We start from the raw sequence: 22,953 nt of genomic DNA, 5'->3' as shown, positions 1-22,953 counted from the left end.
GCCGGGTCTTAGTGGTGACGTGGCTTGAGGATCGCCGGTTTTTCGTCGGGCGCGTGGCACAGCAGGTACAGCGCGGTCAGGGCTTCCGGGATCTGTACGATCATGTCGTCCATCAGATTGGCGTCCTTGGCGATGTCTTCGAATTCCGGCTGTTCGTCGAACAGACCCGAACCGACCATGATCGGCAGGAGCATTTCGCTGACTTCTTCTTCGGCGGTTTCGAACCAGGCGGCTTCACGCAGGAAGACGCCTTCCATGAAACCGATGCACCAGCCGCGCAGTTCGGAATCGTCCGGGTCGTCGCCCAGGTCCAGTTCGCAAGGCAATTCGAATTCTTCATCCGAGGCCAGTTGGCGAGCGATGTGTGCCTTGAGGCCGATCAGCGTGGCTTCGATTTCGGCTCGCTGGGCTTCGTCGCTGTAATGCGGCTCTTCGGCGAACAGAGCATCGATCCACTCACGCTCCGGGACGTCTTCGGAGCAGATCGACAGCGCGGTCAGGTAACCGTGGGCGGCGACGTAATCCAGCGCCTCGTCGTGCAGCTCGTCGGCGTCGAGAAAGACTTGCAGGCGGGTCAGTTGCTCAGCGAAGGACATTACGGGGCTACCTTGGGGAATAAACAATGCGGGAATTCTAGGCCTTCTTGCGCGCTCAAGCCAGCCGCCTGGCAGATTTGCCCGCACGGACGCACGCAAATGCCGGGCAGGGCGCAGAACCTGTGGGAGCGGGCTTGCCCGCGATGGCGGTGTATCGGTCGATGAAGAAGTTGTCAGTGCCGGCCTCTTCGCGGGCAAGCCCGCTCCCACAGGGTTCGGTGTGAGGTCAATAGCAGAGTGAGTCTTCTCAGCGGCACCCTCTGCGGCGAAGGCCTCGGGTATACTGCCGCGTTTTGCGCTCCCTGCCCGCATCTTGCTGGCCATGCAACGGCTTCTTACGTTTTGTTTAAGCAGTCGCGGCGGTTCTGAACCAGCCTGAGCAGGGATGTACCGGTAGATTTTTGGAGTTTTTATGCTCGAACAGGCTCAACGCGTCCTCAAGGACATCTTCGGCTACGACAGTTTCCGTGGCCGTCAGGGTGCAATCATTGAGCGTGTGGCCAGCGGCGGTGATGCGCTGGTGCTGATGCCTACCGGTGGCGGCAAGTCCCTGTGCTTCCAGGTCCCAGCGCTGTTGCGCGAGGGTCTGGCGGTGGTGGTGTCGCCGCTGATCGCGCTGATGGACGATCAGGTCGCCACCCTCGAAGAACTCGGTGTGGCGGCCGCTGCGCTGAACTCGACCCTGAGCGCCGAGCAGCAACGCGATCTTGCGGCGCGGATCAAACGCGGCGAAGTGAAGATGCTCTATCTGGCGCCCGAGCGACTGGTCCAGCCGCGCATGCTGGCGTTCCTGCAAAGCCTGGAAATTGCCCTGTTCGCCATCGACGAAGCGCATTGCGTGTCGCAGTGGGGCCACGATTTCCGCCGCGAATACCTGCAACTCGGCCAATTGGCAGAACTGTTTCCCAACGTTCCGCGCATCGCCCTCACGGCCACCGCCGACAAGCGCACCCGCGAAGAGATTGTCGATCGCCTGCACCTGCAGAACGCCGAGCGGTTCCTGTCGAGCTTCGACCGCCCGAACATCTTCTACCGCATCGTGCCCAAGGAGCAGCCGCGCAAGCAGTTGCTGGCGTTCCTTGCCGAGCGGCGCAGCGATGCCGGTATCGTCTATTGCCTGTCGCGCAAGAAAGTCGAGGAAGTTGCTGCATTCCTCAGCGAGCAAGGCTTCCCGGCGCTGCCGTATCACGCCGGTCTGCCCAATGATCTGCGTGCCTATCACCAGAAGCGCTTCCTCAACGAGGAGGGCCTGATCATGGTTGCCACGGTGGCGTTCGGCATGGGCATCGACAAGCCCAACGTGCGCTTCGTCGCGCACCTCGATTTGCCAAAATCCCTCGAGGCGTATTACCAGGAAACCGGTCGCGGTGGCCGTGACGGTCTGCCGGCGGATGCGTGGATGGCCTACGGTCTGCAAGACGTGGTGATGCTCAAGCAACTGTTGCAGAACTCCGAAGGTGACGAACGCCACAAGCGTCTGGAGCAACACAAGCTCGACGCCATGCTCTCGCTGTGCGAGGAAACCCGCTGCCGGCGGCAGACCCTGCTGGCCTATTTCGACGAAGACATGCCCGAGCCCTGCGGGCATTGCGACAACTGCGTCGATGGCGTGCAGACCTGGGACGCCACCGAGCCGGCACGTCAGGCGTTGTCGGCGATTTTTCGCACCGGCCAGCGTTATGGCGTCGGGCATCTGGTCGATGTGCTGTTGGGCAAGGACAACGAGAAAGTCCGCAGTTTCGGGCATCAGCATCTGTCGGTGTACGGCGTCGGCAAGGCCCTGAGCGAGAGCGAATGGCGCTCGCTGTACCGCCAGTTGGTGGCGCGCGGCCTGGCGGATGTCGATCACGAAGGTTATGGCGGTCTGCGCTTGAACGACAGTTGCCGGCCGTTGCTAAAGGGTGAAGTGACGCTGGAGCTGCGTCGCGATCTCAAACCGCAAGTCACCGCCAAAACCGCCAGCAAGAGCCCGGCCAGTCAACTGGTGCGTGGCGAAGAGCGCGAACAGTGGGAAGCCCTGCGCGCGCTGCGACGCAAACTGGCCGAGGAACATGGCGTGCCGCCGTACGTCATCTTCCCCGATTCGACCCTGCTGGAAATGCTCCGCAGCCAGCCGACCTCGCTGGCGGAAATGGCCCGGGTCAGCGGCGTCGGCGCGCGCAAGCTGGAACGCTACGGCGATGCCTTCCTCGAAGTACTCGGCGGCGAGGCCGAGGCGCCGAAACCGGTCGCCGACGTGCGCCATGAACTGATCACGCTGGCCCGCGCTGGCATGACGCCGTTGCAGATCGCGGGGCAGCTGCAGTGCTCGGAAAAGAACGTCTATACGATGCTGGCCGAAGCGATCGGCAAGCAGCAGCTGTCACTGGAACAGGCGCTGGATTTGCCGGAAGAATTGATGGGCGAAGTGCAGGACGCGTTTCTTGACGGGGAGGGCGAGTTGCCGTCGGTTGCCGAGGTAGCTGAGCTGTTTGCCGGACGGGTGCCGGAGGGCGTGCTTTATTGTGTGCGGGCGGCGTTGCAGTCTGAATTCGAGATGTAATCAGGCCCCTCACCCCTCATCCCAGCCCTCTCCCAGAGGGAGACGGGGCCGACCGCGGTGTCTGGCGTCATACATCGACCTGAACGACCGAGTCGATTATGGATTCAGCGAAGCTTTGTCAGATGGGAGAATTTACCGAGCATCCCCCAATCAGTCCCCTCTCCCGCAGGGAGAGGGCCAGGGTGAGGGTGCTTTTGATCTATGAGCAGTTGTAACGATTCAGTACAGACCGCCACTTGCCTATAACTGCCGCTCATGCTTAGCTGACTAATAATTAGATTTTCCGTATTTTCAGTCTATCCGTGAGTGTTTTATGCCGTTAACCGATCAACACCGCTTTGGCATGCAACTGGCCCATATGTCTCGTGGCTGGCGTGCCGAACTTGACCGTCGACTGGCCGGGCTGGGGCTGTCCCAGGCGCGTTGGCTGGTGCTGCTGCACCTGGCACGGTTCGAAGAAGCGCCGACCCAGCGTGAGCTGGCGCAGAGCGTCGGAGTGGAAGGGCCGACTTTGGCGCGCTTGCTCGATAGTCTGGAAACCCAGGGGCTGGTGCAGCGTCAATCGGTGATGGAAGACCGCCGGGCGAAAAAAATCGTCCTCTGCGCACCGGCCCTGCCGTTGATCGAGCAAATCGAAACCATTGCCACGCAACTGCGACGCGAGTTGTTCGATGGGGTCGACGAGGCGGATCTGAAGGTGTGCATGCGCGTCCACGCGCACATTCTGGGCAACCTGGAAAAGTCTTGAGGCACATCCACGTGCCGATTCTTGGAGAGATTGCGCTGAGCCGACTATAAGAACTACTGGGCAATATCGTGTTCGTACCGGATGTGCGAACGCATAGAAGTCGGTTTTGCTTATTTAAGGGATGCTCATGCTCGCAAGTCGGCACGTGGTACTGCGCAGTGGCGCCAAATGGTTGCTGGTCGCTGGCGTATTCAGTTATTCGGCCTGGTCGATGGCCTTGGGGCTGGGTGACATCACCGTTCACTCAGCTCTCAATCAGCCACTCAAGGCCGACATTGCCCTGGTGGATGTCGGCGGGCTGACGCAAAACGATCTGGCGGTGAGCCTGGCCACTGCGGACGAGTTCGCTCAGGCCGGGGTCGAGCGGGTGTTCTTTCTCAATGACCTCAAGTTCATTCCGATCCTGCGTGGCCAGCGCCAGATGATCCGGGTGACCTCGAGCAAACCGGTCAACGAACCCTTTCTGAATTTCCTCGTGCAGCTCAATCAGCCCAATGGGCGTTTGCTGCGTGAATACACCGTGCTGATCGACCCACCGGGTTCGCCGGGTATCGTGCCGGCGACCGATGAGCCGGACCCCCGCGCACAATCCTCGGCATTTCCAACCGTTGAGCCCGTTACGGCGGCGCCACAGGCCGCTCAACGCAAGCGCGAGACAGCGCCTGCGGCAACGCCCGCAGCGGTCGATGACAGCAAAGAGCAATTGGCCGCCAGCGACCTGCTGAACCAGCAACTGCAGAAAACCGTCGACGAATTGAACGTGAAACTGCAAGCGCAGCAGGTGCAGATTGCTGACGGCAAGAAGCAGATCACTGACCTTCAGACCCGCTTGGCCGAGCTGCAGAAAGCCCCGCCACCCGCTGTTGCCACACCCGCACCAGCGCCAGTGGTCACGCCGCTCGAGCCCGCCGAAGACGGGTTGAACTGGCCCTTGCTTGGCGCACTGGTGCTCTTGCTCGGCGCTTTGGCGGCATTGTTCGTGCGCAAGCATCGTCAACAGCGGCAACGAGACGGCGAACCGCTCCCGCAGGCAATGCCGCTCGCCGAGCCGCCAGCCGACGCGATGGAAACTGCCGAGCCTGTCGCAACTCAAGTCAGCGCCGATCACCGCGAAGAGCCGACGGCCGGGGATGTGTTGGAAGCGGTGGGGATCTACCTCGCCTATGGCCGGCTCAACGAAGCGGCGGGACTCTTGCGTGATGCCTTGCACAGGGAGCCTGAACGCCTTGACCTCGGCCTGCAATTGCTCGAAGTGCTCGGGCGTCAGGGCGATAGCGCCGCGTATGAGCAGCAGGAAAATCATCTGCGCGAACTCGGCGTGGACGAGCAGCCGTTGCGGGAAACGCGCGCCCGTCATCCGAAACTGGCCGGCACCGCGCCGCTGGCACCTGTGTTGCCGATTGTCGCGGCCGCGCCTGTGGTAGCTGAACAATCGCCGCCCGAGGATGATTTCGAACTGAAGCTGGGCGAATTGTCGATGGAGTCCAGTTGGGACCTTGAAGACACCCGTCAAGCCCCTTCAGCCGAAAACTCCGACCTCGGCGCAGGGCTGGAAGTACTGCCTCAGGATTTCGAGCTGCCCGAACCGACGACCGGCGAAGAAGCGGAGCTTGAGTGGATTCCCGAGCCGGAGGCGCAGCCGCTGGATGACGACTTTCTCAATGAGTTCGCTGATCCGGAGTCTTCGATAGTGCTCGAGCCGCTGGATCTACAGGCGCCTGAACCTGGCGGCTCGCAGAAGCTTGAACAGGCGCAAACCTGCATCGACGACGGCGACATCGACAGTGCAATCGCACTGCTCAATGAATTGCTCAAAGAGGGCGATGAACGATTGAAGCAAACGGCGCGCACGTTGTTGGCGGGGATTCGTTGATTTCGGCAGTTTTGAAGCGCATCCGATAACGCTTTCGCGAGCAGGCTCGCTCCCACAGGGAAACGCATTTCAATGTGGGAGCGAGCCTGCTCGCGAAGACTGACTGCCGGGCAACACCGGCCTAGAACGTCTGCCCCAGATTCAGATACACCGCCTGCTCATCCGCATCATTCAGGCCATAGCTGAAATTCAACGGCCCCAGTGGCGTATCAAAACCGATGAACACGCTGGCCGCATTGATGTAGCCGCTGTCGAATTCATTGTCGTTGTTCCACGCCCGGCCGCGTTCCAGCGAGGCGCCGGCATACAACGGAAAGTCCAGCGGCAGATACGAGCGGGGCGTCAGGCGGCGGTAGTACACGGCGCGCATCAGGCTGATGTTCTGCCCGGAAAGCGCATCTTCACGGAAACCCGACAGCTGCCGCGCACCGCCAAGCAGAAAGCTCGACGTCACCACATTGGCATCATCCAGCGTGCGCCCGTAGCGCCCGCCGAGGATCAGCGTGTCCGGCCCATGGCTCATGGCCTTGTCGATTTTGAAATCCCACTGCCGATAACGCGTATCCGAACCGAGCCCCGGCTCGTATTGCGTCAGCGTCAGGCTGATGTCCTTGCCCTCATGCGGGAAGTAAACGTTATCGAGCGAATCGTAGGAATACTTCAGGGTATAAAAACCTTCGTTGAAGTTCTCGCTCGGCAGATCCTGATCACCAATGCGCACATCAGCTTTGCCCCAGGCTTCGCCGACGCCGAAGCGCACTTCACCGTTGTTGCCGATCTGGCGCCCCAGGTTGAGGCCGAAACCGTAGCGCTCGACACGATATTGCGCGATCGGGTCGTTATCCAGCACCGAATCGACGTTCTGCGCTTCGAACGATGCGTACGGCGCGACGAAATAACGTGAACCAACGTCCAGCGGTTGATAGAACTCGCTGTACAACTCCTGCTTGTCGCCGATCTGTGCACGGGTCAGCCATTCCGCGCCGAGGCGGTTGATGCCGTTGACGCGGTAGCTGGCGCCGAGGTTGAAGGCGCTGTCGCCGCGCATGTCGTCCGACAGGTTGAGGCCGACCCGCAAGTAATCGGTGCCGCTGCGTTTGCCGCGGGCACTGATGACCAGGGTGTGATCGTCGCCCTTGTGCACCACGCGGTATTGCACCTGTTCGAAATAATCGAGGCCGTACAGCGTGCCCATGTCCGAGTGCAGGCGGCCCAGGTCCAGCGGCTCACCAATGTGCTGGCGGATGTAATAGCGGATCACGTCGTCATCGACTTTCGAATCGTTCTCGACGCGGATCGCGGTGATGATCGGCGTGCGCTGGCCGGGTGAGCGTGCAGCGTTGAGTTCGGCATCCTGGGATTGCGTGGGTTTGAGTACGGCGAGGCGCTTATCAAGGATGCGCGTCGCGCGATAACCGGCGTCGATCATCTCCTGCGTCTTGCCGAAATCGGTCACGCCGTACGCGGCCAGTGCCGGCTGGATCAGCACGTCGGTGGCTTTTAGCGCAGCCAGTTGTTCTTCGGAGTTGCTGCGGGTCATCAGGGTGATCGACTGATTCAGCACGTCGACCACCGTGGCCAGTTGCTTGCGATTGCGCAGCGGCGTACCGATGTCGACCACGATGGCTACGTCAACGCCCATTTGCCGCGCGACATCAAGGGGAATATTGTCGGTCATGCCGCCGTCCACCAGCAGCCGGCCGTCGAGTTCGACCGGGGCGAATACCGCCGGGATCGACATGCTGGCGCGGATCACCTGGGGCAAGTGACCTTTGCGGAATACCACTTTTTCACCGTTGGCGATGTCGGTGGCGACGGCGCGGAAGGGGATTGGCAGCTTGTCGAAGTCGCGGGTATCGCTGGTATGTGCCAGCAGGCTTTCCAGCAGCAGCGCCAGGTTCTGGCCCTGGATCACCCCCAGCGGCAGGCCGAGGCTGCCGTCGTCGCGGAAGCTGAGTTTCTGTTTGACCAGAAAGTCACGGTCGTCCTGTTTGCGCCGGAACGGTACGTCTTCACGCGGTGGCGCGTCGGACAGCGCCGCTTGCCAATCGATGCTCAAGGCGAGTTTTTCCAGCTCATCAACCTTGTAGCCCGAGGCGTATAACCCGCCCACGACGGCGCCCATGCTGGTGCCAGCGATCGCGTCGATCTTGATGCCTTGTTCTTCCAGCGCCTTGAGCACGCCGATGTGCGCCAGCCCGCGCGCTGCGCCGCCGGACAGCACCAGACCGATTTTCGGTCGCGGCGCTTCGCTGGCATAAACGAACAGTGGCAGGAAACCAAGCAGCAGGCAGAACAGCAGACGGCGCATTGTGAGTCTCGGGGCAAACGATAAAGCCGGCTATTATAGCGGCGCCCTCTGTCTCAGGAGTTTCAGCGAACATGACTGTCGCAAAAGCAGAAGTTGTCATCACTTATTGCACCCAGTGCCAATGGCTGCTGCGCGCCGCGTGGCTGGCGCAGGAGCTGCTCAGCACCTTCGGCGACGACCTCGGCAAAGTGTCACTGGTGCCCGGTACCGGCGGGATATTCCACATCAGTTGCGATGGGGTGCAGATCTGGGAGCGCAAGGCTGACGGCGGTTTTCCGGAGGCCAAGGTGCTGAAACAAAGGGTTCGTGACCGGATCGATCCCGACCGCGACCTCGGTCACAACGACCGCACTCAGTGAGAGGCGGCCTCGGCGGCGACGGCTTTCTTCTCGGCATGCCCGGACATCCGCGCTGAGACGACGATGGCGACAATGATCAGCGCGCCGCCAAGCAGCATTCTTGGCGTCGGGTTCTCATCGAACAACAGCCAGGCGATGGTGATGCCGTAGACCGGCTCCATGGCGAACACCACCGCCGCCGTGCGCGCCTTTATCACCGCCAGACTGGCGACGAACAGACTGTGCGCAACCCCGGTGCAGAACACCCCGAGCAGGGCGATCCACAACCAGTCCAGCGCGCGCACTTCACTCAGTTGCGGCGCCGCGAACGGCAGCAGACACAGCGCCACCACCACGTTTTGGCACAACGCCGCCTGTACCGCCGGAATCCGTCCGGAGCTGGCGCGGTTGGTCAGCGACAGCAGCGAAAACAGCAGCCCGGACAATACTGCCCAGAGCAAACCGATGGTTGCGCCGCTGCCGAGATCGAACGCTGGAGTCACCAGAATCAAGCCAACGCTGACCAGAATCACCAGAACGATTTCATTGGCGCGGATGCGTTCGCGGAAAATCAGCCCTTCGAGAATCACCGTGAAGGCCGGGAAACTGGCGAAGCCCAACGTCGCGATGGCCACGCCGGCGACCTTCACCGAGAGGAAAAAACTCACCCAGTGCCCGGCCAGCAATACGCCGCTGAGCGCGAGGCGACGCCAGTCCACGGCTTGAAGTTTCTGCCAGCCGCTCTGGCTGGCGAAACGGGCGAAGAATGCCAGGGCGAGCACGGCGAACGCAGCGCGACCGAAGACGATTACGGCGGGGGAGGCGACAGCGAGTTTGCCGAACACACCGGTCAGGCCAAACATCAAAGCGCCAATGTGCAGAGCGCCGAGGGCGGTACGCGGAGTCATTGCAATCCTTTTATCTCAAATACATGGGACTTTGATCGTTCCCACGCTCCGCGTGGAAACGGTCAATCATCCTGTGGCAGTTACTGCATTGAACCGCGGATCGCCGGGCAAATCTGTCGGCAGGCTAGCGACTTTTGTCGCAGGAATCGCGGCGCAACTGACGCGGAGACGCGCCGAACTCACGCAGCACCGCAGCAGAAAATGCACTCTGCGAGGCATAGCCGACCCGGCTGGCGATTTCGCCGATCGGCAGCGGTGTGTCGCGCAACCATTGCACCGCCAGATGAAGGCGCCGACTGCGAATGTAGTCCATCGGCGTCTGCCCGCATTCGGCCATAAAGCGTGCGTGCAATCGTGCACTGGACAACCCGGCGACCCGCGCCAGATCGGCGACTTGCAGCGGATAAGCGGCGTATTGCTCGATGTGCGCATCCAGCGCGGCATAGGGCAGACGGCGAGCCGCGCGTTCGGCAGGCCGCGCGTGATTCAGGCTGGCCAGCAGCAACACCGCGCCTTGCTGCGCAATCAACGGATCGGCGACCGGGCTGTTTGCCAGCCAACTGACCAACTGGCTTTGCCCCGCATCCAGCGACAACTGGCCCGGCTGATCGAGCAAGCGGCGACTGGCGTCGGCATGCTCACCGAGCGAATTCGTCAGCCATCCTCCGTCGGGAACGTCCAGCACCAGACACCGGCTGCCGCCGGGGCTGCCACAGGCGTGATGGGCGCCGGAAGGGATCACCACAAAACTCTGCTGACGCACCTGGCTGCCGCAGCCCTCGACCTCGAAATCCAGCGCACCGGACAGCCCGAATACCAATTGCGCGTGGTCGTGGCTGTGCACGATCAGGTCATGAGTGTACTGACGCAAGGTGAGGATCGGTCGCATGGCAGGCAGTCTCCGCAGTGGCCGCCAGTCTACACCGGCACCGCGAGCATGCGTTGTCACACGACTGACTTGCGCTTGTCATGGCCGATTCACCGGGCCGGTGCACGATGGCGAAAACATCGCAGAGGGTTGCCCATGACCAGCGCCGAGCTCGCCAGACCCAGCCGCAAGCAACGGGTACGAACCCTGTGGATTTCCGACGTGCATCTGGGCACGCGCGATTGCCAGGCGGAACACTTGTCGAAGTTTCTCAAGGGTTACCACGCCGACAGGATCTACCTGGTCGGCGACATCATCGACGGTTGGAAACTGCGCGGCGGCATGTACTGGCCGCAGGCGCACACCAACGTGATCCGTCGCTTGCTGACCATGAGCAAGCGCGGTACTGAAGTGATCTACGTCACGGGCAACCACGATGAATTCCTGCGCCGCTATTCGAAACTGATTCTGGGCAATATCCAGTTGGTCGACGAGGCGGTGCACGTCACCGCCGACGGTCGCCATCTGCTGGTGATTCATGGCGATCAATTCGACGTGATCACCCGTTATCACCGCTGGCTAGCCTTCCTCGGCGACTCGGCCTACGAATTCACCCTGACCCTCAATCGCTGGCTCAACCACTGGCGGGCGCGTTATGGCTACGGTTACTGGTCGCTGTCGGCGTACCTGAAACACAAGGTCAAGACTGCGGTGAGTTTCATCAGCGACTTCGAAGAAGCCATCGCCCATGAATGCGTGAAGCGCGAGTTGCATGGCGTGGTCTGCGGGCACATTCATCACGCCGAGATTCGTAAAGTGGGCGAGGTGGATTACCTCAATTGCGGCGACTGGGTGGAATCGTGCACGGCGTTGATCGAGCACTGGGACGGCACGATCGAGCTATATCGGCTGGCGGATGCGCAGGCGCGCGAGGCGCAGCTCAAGGCGGCCAAAGTCACCGAACTCGCCTGAGCCACGATGAACCCTGTGGGAGCGAGCCTGCTCGCGAAAGCGGTGTATCAGATAAAACAGTTTCGTCTGACACTGCTTCTTCGCGAGCAGGCTCGCTCCCACATTTTGATCTGCGGCATACTCAGGCTGGGCTGTGTTGCTCCATCGCCGCCTTGTAGATCGAGTTCTTCGGCTGCGCAAACAGCCTTTCCATCATCGGCTCGAAAAAGCTCAACGGCAGCGTGTCATACGCTGGATCAAATGCCGCCGCATCGTATTTGGCGCAGAACTCGGCGGTCGCCTGGAACTGCGGGTGCTCCTTGAACTGCTCACGCAGGTGCCGATCCATGCCCAGGTGGTGAAAGAAGTAATAGCCCTGAAACACCCCGTGCTTCTCGACCATCCACAGATTTTCGGCACTGACGAACGGCTTGAGAATCGCCGCGGCAATGTCCGGATGGTTGTACGAGCCGAGGGTGTCGCCGATGTCGTGCAGCAGCGCGCAAATCACATACTCCTCATCGCGACCGTCACGAAACGCACGGGTCGCGGTTTGCAGCGAGTGGGTCAAACGATCCACCGGAAAACCGCCGAAGTCGCCTTCAAGCAATTTCAGATGCGTGACGATCCGCGCCGGCAGCTGTCTGGCGTAGGCACTGAAGTCAGCGGCGATGATCGCCCAGTCTTCCTCGGTACCGTCCTTCATATGGGTAAAGCGGGCAGTGGCATTCACGGGCAGAGCTCCTTCAGAACGCTACGCGACCCAGAATCATGTCGCGGTACATGACGAAGTCACCGAACAGGCTGTACAGCGGATGCTGGAAAGTCGCCGGTCGGTTCTTTTCAAAGAAGAAATGCCCGACCCAGGCGAAGCTGTAGCCGGCCAGCGGCAGGGCCAGCAACAGCAGCCAAGCACCCTTGGCGATGGTCAGAGCGAGGATGAAAATGACCAGGCTGGTGCCGATGAAGTGCAGGCGCCGGCAGGTGCTGTTGCTGTGCTCGCTGAGGTAGTACGGGTAGAACTCGGCGAAGCTGTTGAATTGCTTTACGTTTTCCACGACTGCGATCTCTGTGGTTATTGTTCTGGCGACGAGTTGTGCGGCGGGTAGCCTATTTGAGTCTAGAGTGATCATGGGGGTGGGCCAGTGACAATCGGCGCCACTTTAGTATCCTTCGCAAATCGGGCCGTAACATGTGGCCCATCATGTATAAGAAAAACGCCATGAGCGAACGAACGACTTCTGCAAGCTGGGCGATGGGGATTGTCAAAGCGCTGGAGATGGACGGCCTGGATTGCCGGGTTCTGTTCAAGCAACTGGGGCTCGATTACGCAGCGCTGAATGATCCGGATGCGCGTTTCACGCAAGACTCCATGACCCGGCTCTGGCAACGCGCGGTCGATTTGTCCGGTAACCCGGCGATCGGCCTGAACATGGGCAAGGTGGTGCGACCGGCCTCGTTTCATGTCGCCGGTTATGCGCTGATGTCGAGCAATACCCTGGCCGAAGGCTTTCAACGGCTGGTGCGTTATCAGCGCATCATCGCCGAAAGTGCTGACCTGAGTTTTCGTTTGCTCGATGAAGGTTACGGGCTGATTCTGACCGTGCACGGCGATCATCTGCCGCCGACCCGGCAAAGCGCCGAAGCCTCGCTGGCCTGCGCACTGGCGCTGTGCGGCTGGCTGACCGGGCGCCCGCTGCACCCGGTCAAAGTGTTGGTGCAGGGCGACCAGCCCGCCGATCTCGAACCTTATAAACAAGCCTTCCACGCGCCGCTGGTGTTCAACGCGCCGTACGACGCGCTGATTTTCAAACGCGCCGATATGGAAGCGCCGCTGCCCACCGCCAACGAAGCGATGGCGCTGTTGCATGATCGTTTTGCCGGGGAATATCTGGCGCGGTTTTCCGAGAGCCGCGTGACGCACAAGGCGCGTCAGGTGCTGTGCCGCTTGCTGCCGCAGGGTGAGCCCAAACGCGACACCGTGGCGCAGACCCTGCATTTGTCGCAGCGTACCTTGCAGCGCCGTTTGCAGGAGGAGGGCACCAGTTTTCAGCAATTGCTCGACGACACCCGGCGCGAACTTGCCGAACAATATCTGGCGCAACCGAGCATGACCTTGCTGGAAATCGCTTATCTGTTGGGGTTCGCCGACCCAAGTAACTTCTTCCGCGCCTTCCGTCGCTGGTTCGACACCACGCCCGGTGATTATCGGGCGCGGATGCTGCAGGCGCCGAACGCGGTCAGTGACGCCAAAACGCCGGAATACACAGCACAAACACCGTAATGATCTCCAGTCGGCCGAGCAGCATGCCGAACGACAGAATCCACTTGGCGGCATCCGGCAGGGTGGCGAAGTTACCGGCCGGGCCGATGGTTTCGCCCAGGCCGGGGCCGACCCCGGACACGGTGCTCGCCGCGCCGGTCAGCGCGGTCATCCAGTCGACGCCGAGCAACGACAGCAGCAGGGCGATCACACAAATGGTGATGGCGAAGAAGAACGAAAAAGTCAGAATCGAGCGCACGATCTCTTCGTCAAGGCGATGACCGTTGTACTTCTGCTTGATCACCGCCCGCGGGTGAATCAACTGATTGAGGTTGGACTTGAGCAGGATATAGGCGACCTGAAAGCGGAAAATCTTGATCCCGCCCGCGGTCGAACCGGAACAGCCGCCGACAAAGCCCAGGTAGAAAAACAGCATCAGCGAAAAATTGCCCCACAGGCTGTAGTCACCGAGGGCAAACCCGGTGGTGGTAACCACCGACGTCACGTTCAGCGCCACGTGCCGCAGGGCTTCGAGCCAGTGCAGTTTGGTGGTCCACCAGTACCAGGTGCCGAGCACCAGCCAGGTCACCAGCAACATCGCCAGCAGCCCCTGCACCTGTTGATCGCGGATCAGCGCTTTGCGATTGCCGCGCAACGTAGCCACGTACAGGGTGAACGGCAGGCTACCGAGGATCATCACGACGACCGCCACCCAATGCACCGCCGGCTGCGTCCATTTCGCCAGCGACTGGTCGGACGTGGAAAAGCCGCCGGTGGAAATCGCCGACATCGCGTGGTTGACCGCATCGAACGGGCTCATCCCCGCCCACCAGAACGCCAGACTGCCGAGGATGGTGATGCCAACATAAGCCGCCACGATCAGCCGCGCCACCATGTGCGAGCGCGGCATGACCTTTTCCGAGCGGTCCGAAGATTCGGTCTGGAACAGGCGCATGCCGCCGATGCGCAGCAGCGGCAGAATCGCCACCGCCATGCCGATAAAGCCGATGCCGCCGATCCAGTGCAGCATCGAGCGCCACATCAGGATGCCCGGCGACATGGTGTCCAGGCCGTTAAGCACGGTAGAGCCGGTAGCGGTAATGCCCGACATGCTTTCGAAAAACGAGTCGGTGTAGCTGATGTGCTGGGTCAGCAGAAACGGCAGCGCGGCAAAAATGCACACCACCAGCCAACTGCTGACAGTCAGCAAATACATGTCTCGCGGGCGCAGGTGAACGTGTTCCGGACGGCCGGGAATCACCAGCGCGAGGCCGGCGACGAAGGTGATCATGCTCGCCCAGAGGAAGGACGGCAGGTCGCTGGTGCGCTCGAAAATCAGCAGGGTGGCCATCGGCACGACCATGGCCACAGCCAGGGTAATCAGGAAAATGCCGATGATGAAACCAATGGTCCGTAAGGTCGGCAACGCCATGAAATCCGCTCGGGCTGATGGAAGAAGGGCGCCATTCTACCTGCGGGGCAGGGCATGTAAACCGGCAGGCGCTGCACAGTTAAAGCTAGAATAGCCGCACATTTTTCAAAGGAGGTGGCCGATGCAGGCTCTCGACGCGTTGCTCAACCGTGTTTCCGTTCCCCGACTGGTCGAACCGGCCCCCACTGCCGAGCAGCGCGAAGCCCTGTTTGGCGCCGCCTTGCGCGCGCCGGATCACGGCCATCTGCAGCCGTATCGTTTCCTGACCGTTGAAGGCGCCGCGCGTGAGCAAATGGGCGAGTTGCTGGCCGAGGCTGCGCAAATGCAGGCAGGCGAAGTCACCGAAGCGATGATCGACAAGGCCCGCAACGGCCCGCTGCGTGCCCCGCTGGTGGTGGTGGTGATTGCGAAATTGCAGGAGCACGTCAAATACCCGAAGGCCGAGCAGTTGCTCGCGGCCGGGTGCGCGGCGCACGGGATTTTACTGGCGGCGTATGCGCAGGGGATTGGTGCGGTTTGGCGTACTGGGGATCTGGCGTATTCCAGTCATGTGGCAAAAGGCTTGGGGTTGGCAGAAGGCGAAGAAGTCATCGCATTCTTGTACCTTGGCACCCCGCAGAAAGAACCGCGTGTGGCTGAAAAGGTTGATCTGAGCGAATTCGTCAGCGCTTGGCCTGGTAAAGACTGAAGATCAAGAGCACCCTCACCCTAGCCCTCTCCCGGAGGGAGAGGGGACTGATTGGGGGATGCTATAGAGGTTCGCCGACCTGAGTAATTTTCGCTGAATCCAGAATCGACTCAGACGCAGGACGTGTTGTTTCTGCGAGTCCCGAGTCGGCGCAGACGCATGACGTGTTGTTCCTGCGAATCCAGAATCGACTCGGTCTTTGAGGTCGATGCATTACGCCCGGACACCTCGGTCGGCCCCCTCTCCCTCCGGGAGAGGGCTGGGGTGAGGGCGGCTCTTATGGCTGCACCACCGCACCAGGAACAAGCGGCAATTCCAGACTCGCCACAAACCCACCCTGCGGATGATTGGCCAGCGTCAGCGTGCCGCCATGCCGCTCCGCCGCCCGCTTGGCAATCGCCAGACCCAGCCCATGCCCCGCCGCCGTCTGCCCCGGCGCCCGGTAAAACGGCTCGCCCAATTGATTCAGATGCTCAGCCTGCACGCCCGGCCCGTGGTCGCGCACGCTGATGACAATCCGCTCGCCCTGACGCGAGGCCTGCAATTGAATTGGCTGCTCCGGCGGATTGAAGCGCTGCGCGTTGCGCAGCAGATTATCCACCGCACGCTCGATCATCGTCGGCCAGCCTTTCAGATGAAGTGGCTGTTCAGCTTCGAGACGTACTGTCTGTTCCGGCGAGCCCAGTTGCGCATCTTTCTGCAAGGCGCCGAGCAGCGCATTCAGGTCCACCTCTTCGGCACTGGCGTTGTCGGCATCGACCCGCGCCAATACCAGAATCTCACTGATCAACGCTTCCAGCCGATCACATTCGCGGGTCAGCCGTGGCCAGAGTTTTTCCCGTTCTTGCGGGTTCGCCCGTTCCGCCAGTGCCAAGGCAATGCGCAGGCGTGCCAGCGGCGAACGCAATTCATGGGAGACATCGCGCAGCAACTGCCGTTGACTGGCGATCAGGCTTTGCAGGCGCGCGCCCATGCGGTTGAAGTCGGTGGCGAGGACGCCGAATTCATCGCGTCGGTTGGCCAGTTTGGCCAGGCTGTTCTGCTGATAGGTAGCTTGCCCCAGATCATGCACCGCACCGCGTAGACGGCTGAGCGGACGGGTGATCGAGAAAGTCACCAGCAGACTGAACAGGGTCAGTACCACCAGCGCGATGCCCAGCGCACTCAGCGGCCAGAGGAGGCTTTCGCGGTGCCAGGCATCGAGTTCCGGGTGGGGTATGCGGTAGATGAACAGGTAGGTGTCACCGGTTTTTTCACTGGTGATTTCATCGGTCAGGCGCCGCCACGGCAAGCGGCGGTCATCGTTGTTCTGACGCGCTTCGAAGGCGGCGGCACGGCGCGGGAAGGTGCCGCGAACTACCGGGTCGCCGGTTTCATTGAGCACTTGAACGTCGATGTGATACTGGCGCTTGCGCTGTTCGAGGATGTCCTGCGCGGCCTCTTCGCCCTGGGCTTCGTAGGTTTGCGTCCATTCGCTGGCCAGCGTATTGAGGCCGGGATGGCGGCTGAGAATCCACGCGTCCTGGTTGAGCATGTGCCCGAGCAGAATCGACAGCCCCGCGACCAGAGCAATGGCCAGCCAGAAGCTTGCGAGAATACGCCAGAACAGTGAACGCACAGAAACTCCTCAAAACAAACAAAACCCAATGTAGGAGTGAGCCTGCTCGCGATAGCGAGCAGCCTCACTCCTACATGTGGATCGCTGAAAACAGGCCCGACGGGGTCAGCCGTCGGGCCCAGGGTCAAACCATTATTGCGCCTTTTGCGCCTGCTGCGCTTTCCAGGCTTTGAACTCGGCCCACTCGGCACGGCGTTCAGCGCGCTTTTTCTGGATCTCGTCGAACTGCTTCTGCTGCTCCGGCTTCAGCAGGGCGCGAACATCGGACTCGGCTTTCTTGTGGTTGGCCGCGATCTCGTCCTTCATGGCTTTCTGGTCGGCAGGCGACAGTTTTGCCAGGTACTTGTCCACCACTTGCTTACGCTCGTGCATCTGCTCGCCCATGATCTTGCGGATCTGCTCGCGCTGTTCGCGGGACAGATCGAGCTGGCTGTACGGGCCCTTGCTGTGCATGCCACCGTGCATCTGACCGCCGTGGCGCGGACCGTCAAGCGGGCCACCCATCGGGCCCCCATCCTGCGGCATGGCCATGGCCACGGTTGGCAGAGCGGCAGCGAACATCAGAGCGATAAGAGTCTTGCGCATGGTGTATCTCCTTGTCTCGTTCCCGGTACGTTCCGGATGAGTGCAGATTACGCAGATCAAGGTCAGCGGCGGTCAGGGCAGCGTAAAGCTTGGGTAAAGACGCTTTGTCATCGAGCTGACATACCCCGGGCGCTTGAAGATTAAAAGCAACGTCAAAAGCCCCTCACCCTAGCCCTCTCCCGGAGGGAGAGGGGACTGACCGGGGGGGATGCGAGAGCAACGCCGACCTGAAATACCGAGTCGAACACAAATTCTGAAAAGCCCAAAGATCGGCTCCCTCTCCTCGGGGAGAGGGCTGGGGTGAGGGGCGAATCCACCGAATATCTCAAGCCATGCGGCGCTTCTAACCACTCAACAATGAGCGTTAGCTCGAGTGCCCTTGATCTTGATCTTGCCTGACCAGCGACATCGGAAGGCTGAGTGGAGGGAACGATCCGGGCGTGGGAGCGCAGCGACCGTACGACGAAGTCGTACACAGCGCAAGGAGGTGCAGCGCAGCAAACCGTAGCCGCTGCGCCCGGATCGATCCCGGAGCGAAGGAACCCGAGCCTGCGAGGGCCGAACGCAGTAGCAAAGCCTTTTGGTTCCTTTTTGGCGTCTGAAAAAGGGACTCGCCGTAAGGGCGAAACCATAAGGAGCCGTTACCGCAGCAACGGATATGCCCCCAAAACCCACCCCATCGCCAGCAATCTGCACAGGCGAACCGCACAAACTCAAAGGCTGTAGAAATAACCCCGACTACGCAACGCAACGATCCGCGGCCGGCCGTCCGGGTGAGGGCCGATCTTCTTGCGCAAGTTGCTGACATGCATGTCAAGGCTACGGTCATACAGAGTCAGCTTGCGGCCAAGGGCGATCTGCGCCAGTTCCTGCTTGTCCAGCGGCTCGCCAGGCTGCTTGAGCAAAGCTTCGAGCAAACGGCTTTCAGAGACGGTGAGCGTCTGCTCTTTTTCATCGATGCTGACCACACCGCGCACCGGGCTGAAACTCAAATCACCCAGCTCAAGCTGCGTCGACACCGCCGCCGGGTGGCTGCGGCGCAACACGGCGCGCAGGCGTGCAGTCAGTTCGCGCGGATCGCAAGGTTTGGCCAGATAATCGTCGGCGCCCAGCTCCAGACCGAGAATGCGGTCCAGCGGCTCGCCGCGGGCCGAGAGCATCAGCACCGGCAGATCGGCGTGATCGTTGCGCAACTGCTTGAGCAGTTCCAGACCGCTGCCGTCGGGCAGCATCACGTCCAGCACCACCGCCGCCGGAGCGGTTTCGGCCAGGGCCTTGCGGGCACTCTGGCCATCGTGGCAGGCGCGCACCTGGAAGCCTTCCTGGCTCAACCAGCTACTCAGGAGTTCGCACAACTCCTGGTCATCATCAATCAATAACAGCTCGCTCATGACTCACTCAATTTAGCCATTGCCGACGTTTTCGGCTTGCTCCACTGGCAAAGATACCGCAGAGCAGCGCCAATAGCGCTACCCCGGCGCCCGTGACGAACCACTGTTGCTGATCGGTCAGCAGACGCGGCAGCGGACTGGCCTGCGCTTCCTTGAGTTGCAGCTTCAGACGCTGGTTCTCCTGGCGCAACCGGGCAAGCTGGGCGCTTTCACGGGTGTTGTCGGCATTTTGCAGTTGTTTGCTCAGTTCTTCTCGTTGTTGCTCGCTGGCCTTGAGGCGCTGCTGCAACTCGGTGATCTGGCTGCCGGCACTCAGCGAAAATGGCGTGGAACTGCCGCCATCAGTGACTTCCTCACCATGGGCGGGCGCCATGATCGACAACGTGACCCACATCAGACACAACGGACCCTTGCGCATCGCGACACCTGTTTGCAATGGATATTGGGCAGGTTGTCGGCAGGCAAACGAGAATAATGAGCGATTGAGAACGCGATGAACCGACAAGGTTCATCGCGCGGGGACAGGCTTAAGGCAGGACTTGCTTGAACGGCTTGACCACGACATTGGCGTAGACGCCGGCGGCGATGTACGGATCGGCGTCCGCCCAGGCCTGCGCGGCGCTCAGCGAGTCGAATTCGGCGACGATCAGGCTGCCGGTGAAACCCGCTGCGCCGGGATCATTGCTGTCGACCGCCGGGTGCGGGCCGGCGAGCACGATGCGGCCTTCGCCCTTGAGCGCTTGCAGGCGTTCCAGATGCGCCGGGCGCGCGGCGAGGCGGGCTTCGAGCGAGTTGGCGACGTCGGTGGCAATGATGGCGTAGAGCATGTCAGTCCTCGGTTTTTGGTGTTGTGGTATCGGCGTCATGCAGGTGACGCGACAGGTAAACGCCCTGTGCGACCAGGAACAGCACGGTCATGCCCAGGCTGCCGAACACCTTGAAATCGACCCAGATGCTCTGGAAGGTGAAGGCGACGAACAGGTTGGCGGCTCCGCAGAACAGGAAAAACCCGATCCAGGCGATGTTCAGGCGCGTCCAGACCGGGTCCGGCAGGGTCAGCGCGTGGCCCATGATGCGTTTGATCAGCAAGCGGTCACCGATGAAGTGGCTGCCGATGAAGGCCGCGGCGAACAGCCAGTTGACCACCGGCGCCTTCCATTTAAGGAAGGTCTCGCTGTGGAAGGCCAGCGTCAGGCTGCCGAACACCAGGCAGGCGATCAGGGTCAGCCATTGGCTCTTTTCCAGCTTGCGCTGCTTGATGAACAGCGCGCCGTAGACCACCAGTGAGCTGATGATCAGCATCGCCGTGGCGCTGTAGATACCGCCTACGGTCACTTGCTGGCCGGCGATATCGACGACCCGTGGATCAAGTTTGTAAACGATGAAAAACAGCAGAAGCGGGATGAAATCGATGAATTGTTTCACAGTGAGAGCCAGAAGCTGGATGTGGCGGCATAATAACAAACATATGGGCGCGCGATAGCGCCAGCTGATTTGAGGTTACAACTCCCCGTGAATGTTGATTTGCACTGCCACAGCACGGCCTCCGACGGCGCCCTGGCGCCTGCGGTTCTGGTTGCGCGTGCGTTCGAAAACGGCGTGCAGGTCCTGGCGTTGACCGATCACGACACGCTGGAAGGCCTCGCCGAAGCGCGTACGGCCGCCACTGAACTGGGCATGCAACTGATCAACGGCGTCGAGTTGTCCTGCACCTGGGGCGGGGCGACCATTCATGTGCTGGGCTACGGTTTCGACGTCAACGCCGCGCCGTTGGTCGAAGCGATCGCCAAATTGCACGATGGTCGCTGGCTGCGGTCGGAAGAAATAAGCCGCAAACTCGCCCTCAAAGGCATGCCCGGTGCCCTCGACGGCGCCCGGCAAATCCAGCAGGAACTGGGCGACAGCGGCAACGCGCCGGCCCGTCCGCATTTCGCCGACTGGATGGTGCGTGAAGGTTTCGTAAAGGATCGCGCCGAGGCATTTCGCAAATGGCTCGGCGCCGGCAAGCTGGGGGACGTCAAATTGCACTGGCCGACACTGGAAGATACCGTTGGCACGCTGCGCGCCGCCGGTGCCTGGGTCAGCCTGGCGCACCCTTGGCACTATGATTTCACCCGCAGCAAGCGCCGCAAGCTGATTGCCGACTATATTCAAGCGGGCGGGCATGCCATTGAAGTGGTCAATGGTTATCAGCCTGCGGAGCAAGTGGGCAGCCTGGCGATCCTTGCTCGTGAGTTCGGTCTGCTGGTCAGCGCCGGCAGTGACTTCCATGGCCCTGGCGGCTGGTCCGAGATCGGCCAGTACCGGCCGGTTCCCGAGGACCTTCCACCCCTGTGGTGTCGGTTCAAACATGACCCAGTTATTGCCGCCGTCTGAACAGGTAGAGAATGTGAGTCAATTTTTCCAGATACATCCGGAAAACCCGCAAGCGCGCCTGATCAAACAGGCGGTCGAGATCATCCGCAAGGGCGGGGTGGTGATCTATCCCACGGATTCTTCCTACGCGATCGGTTGCCAGATCGGCGACAAGACCGCCATCGAGCGCGTGCGCCGTTTGCGTCAGCTCGACGAGAAACACAATTTTGCGCTGATCTGCAGCGACCTGTCGCAATTGGGCAACTACGCCAAGATCGACACCGGCACGTTCCGTATCCTCAAGGCGCATCTGCCAGGCCCGTACACCTTTATTCTCAACGCCACCCGCGAAGTGCCGCGTCTGTTGCTGCACCCGAAGAAGCGCACTATCGGCCTGCGTGTGCCGAGCCATCCGATCGCGCTGGCGCTGCTGGCCGAACTGGGCGAGCCGCTGATGAGCGTGACGCTGATCATGCCCGGCGACGAAGACCCACTCAGCGATCCGTACGAAATGCGCCAGTTGCTCGAGCACCAGGTCGATCTGATCATCGATGGCGGTTTTGGCGGCATCAAGGCGTCCACGGTGATTGACCTCACCGGCGACGATCCGGAAGTGGTCCGCGTCGGTTGCGGCGATCCGACGCCGTTCATGGTCGAGGCCTGAATGTCCGCAGTGGAAACCGTCGTCGATCCCCAGGCCGGCGCCCAGCAGGAACTGCCGTTTGCCATGGTCTATGGCCAGGCGGTCATGGAAATGCCGCTGGATTTGTACATTCCGCCGGATGCGCTGGAAGTCTTCCTTGAAGCTTTCGAGGGCCCGCTCGACCTGCTGCTGTACCTGATCCGCAAACAGAACATCAACATCCTCGACATTCCGGTGGCGGAAATCACCCGCCAGTACATGGGGTATGTCGAGCTGATGCAGTCGGTGCGACTGGAACTGGCCGCCGAGTATCTGGTGATGGCGGCGATGCTCGCCGAGATCAAATCGCGCATGCTTCTGCCGCGTGCCGAAACCGTCGAAGACGAAGAGGATGACCCGCGCGCCGAACTGATCCGCCGCTTGCAGGAATACGAACGCTTCAAGGCGGCTGCCGAAGGTATCGACGGCCTGAGCCGGGTCGGTCGCGATGTGATCGTGCCCAAGCTGGATGCGCCGGAAGCGCGAGCGCGCAAGCTGTTGCCCGACGTGGCGCTGGAAGAGATTCTGATGTGCATGGCCGAAGTGTTGCGCCGTGGCGACATGTTCGAGAGTCACCAGGTCAGTCGCGAAGCGCTGTCCACCCGCGAGCGCATGAGCGATGTGCTGGAACGGCTCAAGGGCGGCGGCTTCGTGCCGTTTGTCGAGCTGTTTACCGCCGAAGAAGGTCGCCTCGGTGTGGTGGTGACCTTTATGGCGATCCTTGAACTGGTCAAGGAATCCTTGGTCGAGCTGGTGCAGAATGAGCCGTTCGCCGCGATCCACGTGCGAGCCCGAGCCGAATAA

At 61.2% G+C, this 22,953-nt stretch carries 23 protein-coding genes; 10 read left to right on the top strand and 13 right to left on the bottom strand.

Annotated elements, in window-relative coordinates:
* Positions 1 to 8: 8 nt before the first annotated feature.
* The gene (locus V6F91_RS02635) at positions 9 to 596 is read right to left on the bottom strand and encodes a YecA family protein (RefSeq protein WP_332762106.1); all 588 of its coding nucleotides are present in this window, start codon (positions 594 to 596) and stop codon (positions 9 to 11) included.
* Between the two features lie 412 nt (positions 597 to 1,008).
* On the opposite strand from V6F91_RS02635, the gene recQ reads away from it, so the two are divergent.
* The 3 genes from recQ (at position 1,009) to V6F91_RS02620 (ending at position 5,759) form a co-directional block, all read left to right on the top strand.
* Positions 1,009 to 3,138: a DNA helicase RecQ gene (recQ, locus tag V6F91_RS02630; RefSeq protein ID WP_332762105.1), complete on the top strand. Its 2,130-nt coding sequence runs from the start codon at positions 1,009 to 1,011 to the stop codon at positions 3,136 to 3,138.
* A gap of 313 nt (positions 3,139 to 3,451) precedes the next feature.
* Complete coding sequence (locus tag V6F91_RS02625; protein WP_090282294.1) at positions 3,452 to 3,886, top strand: MarR family transcriptional regulator; 435 nt, start codon at positions 3,452 to 3,454, stop codon at positions 3,884 to 3,886.
* Between the two features lie 127 nt (positions 3,887 to 4,013).
* Positions 4,014 to 5,759: a FimV/HubP family polar landmark protein gene (locus V6F91_RS02620; RefSeq protein ID WP_332762103.1), complete on the top strand. Its 1,746-nt coding sequence runs from the start codon at positions 4,014 to 4,016 to the stop codon at positions 5,757 to 5,759.
* A 121-nt stretch (positions 5,760 to 5,880) separates the two neighbouring features.
* Here V6F91_RS02620 and V6F91_RS02615 read toward each other — a convergent pair whose 3' ends face one another.
* Positions 5,881 to 8,070, bottom strand: coding sequence for a patatin-like phospholipase family protein (locus V6F91_RS02615; protein ID WP_332762102.1), 2,190 nt, complete (start codon positions 8,068 to 8,070; stop codon positions 5,881 to 5,883).
* A gap of 71 nt (positions 8,071 to 8,141) precedes the next feature.
* Here V6F91_RS02615 and V6F91_RS02610 point away from each other — a divergent pair, with 71 nt between their 5' ends.
* Positions 8,142 to 8,429 (top strand): SelT/SelW/SelH family protein, encoded by a 288-nt coding sequence (locus V6F91_RS02610; protein ID WP_332762100.1) that lies wholly within the window; start codon positions 8,142 to 8,144, stop codon positions 8,427 to 8,429.
* Here V6F91_RS02610 and V6F91_RS02605 read toward each other — a convergent pair.
* A complete protein-coding gene (locus tag V6F91_RS02605) occupies positions 8,423 to 9,316 on the bottom strand; it encodes a DMT family transporter (protein WP_332762099.1) in 894 nt (297 codons plus the stop codon). The genes V6F91_RS02610 and V6F91_RS02605 overlap by 7 nt on opposite strands.
* Before the next feature lie 124 nt (positions 9,317 to 9,440).
* Entirely contained in the window at positions 9,441 to 10,205 is a 765-nt protein-coding gene (locus V6F91_RS02600; RefSeq protein WP_332762098.1) for an AraC family transcriptional regulator, read from the bottom strand.
* A 135-nt stretch (positions 10,206 to 10,340) separates the two neighbouring features.
* Here V6F91_RS02600 and V6F91_RS02595 point away from each other — a divergent pair, with 135 nt between their 5' ends.
* Entirely contained in the window at positions 10,341 to 11,156 is an 816-nt protein-coding gene (locus V6F91_RS02595) for a UDP-2,3-diacylglucosamine diphosphatase (protein ID WP_332762097.1), read from the top strand.
* Between the two features lie 121 nt (positions 11,157 to 11,277).
* Here the strand turns inward: V6F91_RS02595 and V6F91_RS02590 are convergent, their stop codons facing one another.
* Positions 11,278 to 11,868, bottom strand: coding sequence for an HD domain-containing protein (locus V6F91_RS02590; protein ID WP_332762096.1), 591 nt, complete (start codon positions 11,866 to 11,868; stop codon positions 11,278 to 11,280).
* A 13-nt stretch (positions 11,869 to 11,881) separates the two neighbouring features.
* Positions 11,882 to 12,193: a DUF962 domain-containing protein gene (locus V6F91_RS02585; protein ID WP_332762095.1), complete on the bottom strand. Its 312-nt coding sequence runs from the start codon at positions 12,191 to 12,193 to the stop codon at positions 11,882 to 11,884.
* Positions 12,194 to 12,357: 164 nt separating this feature from the next.
* Between V6F91_RS02585 and V6F91_RS02580 the strand changes: the two genes are divergently transcribed.
* Complete coding sequence (locus V6F91_RS02580; protein ID WP_332762094.1) at positions 12,358 to 13,419, top strand: AraC family transcriptional regulator; 1,062 nt, start codon at positions 12,358 to 12,360, stop codon at positions 13,417 to 13,419.
* On the opposite strand, the gene V6F91_RS02575 is transcribed toward V6F91_RS02580, so the two are convergent.
* On the bottom strand, positions 13,376 to 14,830 hold the full coding sequence (locus V6F91_RS02575) for a TrkH family potassium uptake protein (protein ID WP_332762092.1): 1,455 nt from the start codon (positions 14,828 to 14,830) through the stop codon (positions 13,376 to 13,378). The genes V6F91_RS02580 and V6F91_RS02575 overlap by 44 nt on opposite strands.
* A 121-nt stretch (positions 14,831 to 14,951) precedes the next feature.
* Here V6F91_RS02575 and V6F91_RS02570 point away from each other — a divergent pair, with 121 nt between their 5' ends.
* A complete protein-coding gene (locus tag V6F91_RS02570; RefSeq protein ID WP_332762091.1) occupies positions 14,952 to 15,518 on the top strand; it encodes a nitroreductase family protein in 567 nt (188 codons plus the stop codon).
* Positions 15,519 to 15,795: 277 nt separating this feature from the next.
* On the opposite strand, the gene V6F91_RS02565 is transcribed toward V6F91_RS02570, so the two are convergent.
* From V6F91_RS02565 to V6F91_RS02540, 6 genes are all read right to left on the bottom strand, one after another.
* Complete coding sequence (locus V6F91_RS02565; protein ID WP_332762090.1) at positions 15,796 to 17,136, bottom strand: HAMP domain-containing sensor histidine kinase; 1,341 nt, start codon at positions 17,134 to 17,136, stop codon at positions 15,796 to 15,798.
* Between the two features lie 132 nt (positions 17,137 to 17,268).
* Entirely contained in the window at positions 17,269 to 17,721 is a 453-nt protein-coding gene (locus tag V6F91_RS02560) for a Spy/CpxP family protein refolding chaperone (RefSeq protein ID WP_332762089.1), read from the bottom strand.
* Between the two features lie 713 nt (positions 17,722 to 18,434).
* The gene (locus tag V6F91_RS02555; protein ID WP_332762087.1) at positions 18,435 to 19,112 is read right to left on the bottom strand and encodes a response regulator transcription factor; all 678 of its coding nucleotides are present in this window, start codon (positions 19,110 to 19,112) and stop codon (positions 18,435 to 18,437) included.
* A gap of 7 nt (positions 19,113 to 19,119) precedes the next feature.
* On the bottom strand, positions 19,120 to 19,530 hold the full coding sequence (locus V6F91_RS02550) for a translation initiation factor 2 (protein WP_332762085.1): 411 nt from the start codon (positions 19,528 to 19,530) through the stop codon (positions 19,120 to 19,122).
* A gap of 109 nt (positions 19,531 to 19,639) precedes the next feature.
* On the bottom strand, positions 19,640 to 19,939 hold the full coding sequence (locus V6F91_RS02545) for a YciI family protein (RefSeq protein WP_007919677.1): 300 nt from the start codon (positions 19,937 to 19,939) through the stop codon (positions 19,640 to 19,642).
* 1 nt (position 19,940) lies between these two features.
* On the bottom strand, positions 19,941 to 20,537 hold the full coding sequence (locus tag V6F91_RS02540) for a septation protein A (protein WP_093103567.1): 597 nt from the start codon (positions 20,535 to 20,537) through the stop codon (positions 19,941 to 19,943).
* An 87-nt stretch (positions 20,538 to 20,624) separates the two neighbouring features.
* On the opposite strand from V6F91_RS02540, the gene V6F91_RS02535 reads away from it, so the two are divergent.
* The 3 genes from V6F91_RS02535 (at position 20,625) to V6F91_RS02525 (ending at position 22,953) form a co-directional block, all read left to right on the top strand.
* Positions 20,625 to 21,488 carry a PHP domain-containing protein gene (locus V6F91_RS02535; protein WP_332762082.1) on the top strand — a complete coding sequence of 288 codons (864 nt, stop codon included), beginning with the start codon at positions 20,625 to 20,627 and terminating at the stop codon, positions 21,486 to 21,488.
* Positions 21,489 to 21,501: 13 nt separating this feature from the next.
* Positions 21,502 to 22,131: an L-threonylcarbamoyladenylate synthase gene (locus V6F91_RS02530; protein ID WP_016771124.1), complete on the top strand. Its 630-nt coding sequence runs from the start codon at positions 21,502 to 21,504 to the stop codon at positions 22,129 to 22,131.
* Positions 22,132 to 22,254: 123 nt separating this feature from the next.
* On the top strand, positions 22,255 to 22,953 hold the full coding sequence (locus tag V6F91_RS02525) for a segregation and condensation protein A (RefSeq protein ID WP_172828192.1): 699 nt from the start codon (positions 22,255 to 22,257) through the stop codon (positions 22,951 to 22,953).

Origin of the sequence: Pseudomonas koreensis, from assembly GCF_036668835.1 — a bacterium.
Lineage (GTDB): Bacteria > Pseudomonadota > Gammaproteobacteria > Pseudomonadales > Pseudomonadaceae > Aquipseudomonas > Aquipseudomonas koreensis_I.
The sequence above is the reverse complement of the archived record's forward strand: the minus strand, read 5'-3'. Positions and strand labels throughout refer to the sequence as shown.

Bases quoted from the DNA above. Each gene is read 5' to 3' on its own strand.
- V6F91_RS02600 (WP_332762098.1), bottom strand. From the start codon at position 10,205: ATGCGACCGATCCTCACCTTGCGTCAGTACACTCATGACCTGATCGTG.
- V6F91_RS02545 (WP_007919677.1), bottom strand. From the start codon at position 19,939: ATGCTCTACGCCATCATTGCCACCGACGTCGCCAACTCGCTCGAAGCC.
- recQ (WP_332762105.1), top strand. From the start codon at position 1,009: ATGCTCGAACAGGCTCAACGCGTCCTCAAGGACATCTTCGGCTACGAC.
- V6F91_RS02570 (WP_332762091.1), top strand. From the start codon at position 14,952: ATGCAGGCTCTCGACGCGTTGCTCAACCGTGTTTCCGTTCCCCGACTG.
- V6F91_RS02625 (WP_090282294.1), top strand. From the start codon at position 3,452: ATGCCGTTAACCGATCAACACCGCTTTGGCATGCAACTGGCCCATATG.
- V6F91_RS02580 (WP_332762094.1), top strand. From the start codon at position 12,358: ATGAGCGAACGAACGACTTCTGCAAGCTGGGCGATGGGGATTGTCAAA.
- V6F91_RS02595 (WP_332762097.1), top strand. From the start codon at position 10,341: ATGACCAGCGCCGAGCTCGCCAGACCCAGCCGCAAGCAACGGGTACGA.
- V6F91_RS02610 (WP_332762100.1), top strand. From the start codon at position 8,142: ATGACTGTCGCAAAAGCAGAAGTTGTCATCACTTATTGCACCCAGTGC.
- V6F91_RS02615 (WP_332762102.1), bottom strand. From the start codon at position 8,070: ATGCGCCGTCTGCTGTTCTGCCTGCTGCTTGGTTTCCTGCCACTGTTC.
- V6F91_RS02555 (WP_332762087.1), bottom strand. From the start codon at position 19,112: ATGAGCGAGCTGTTATTGATTGATGATGACCAGGAGTTGTGCGAACTC.
- V6F91_RS02550 (WP_332762085.1), bottom strand. From the start codon at position 19,530: ATGCGCAAGGGTCCGTTGTGTCTGATGTGGGTCACGTTGTCGATCATG.
- V6F91_RS02635 (WP_332762106.1), bottom strand. From the start codon at position 596: ATGTCCTTCGCTGAGCAACTGACCCGCCTGCAAGTCTTTCTCGACGCC.
- V6F91_RS02575 (WP_332762092.1), bottom strand. From the start codon at position 14,830: ATGGCGTTGCCGACCTTACGGACCATTGGTTTCATCATCGGCATTTTC.
- V6F91_RS02620 (WP_332762103.1), top strand. From the start codon at position 4,014: ATGCTCGCAAGTCGGCACGTGGTACTGCGCAGTGGCGCCAAATGGTTG.
- V6F91_RS02605 (WP_332762099.1), bottom strand. From the start codon at position 9,316: ATGACTCCGCGTACCGCCCTCGGCGCTCTGCACATTGGCGCTTTGATG.
- V6F91_RS02560 (WP_332762089.1), bottom strand. From the start codon at position 17,721: ATGCGCAAGACTCTTATCGCTCTGATGTTCGCTGCCGCTCTGCCAACC.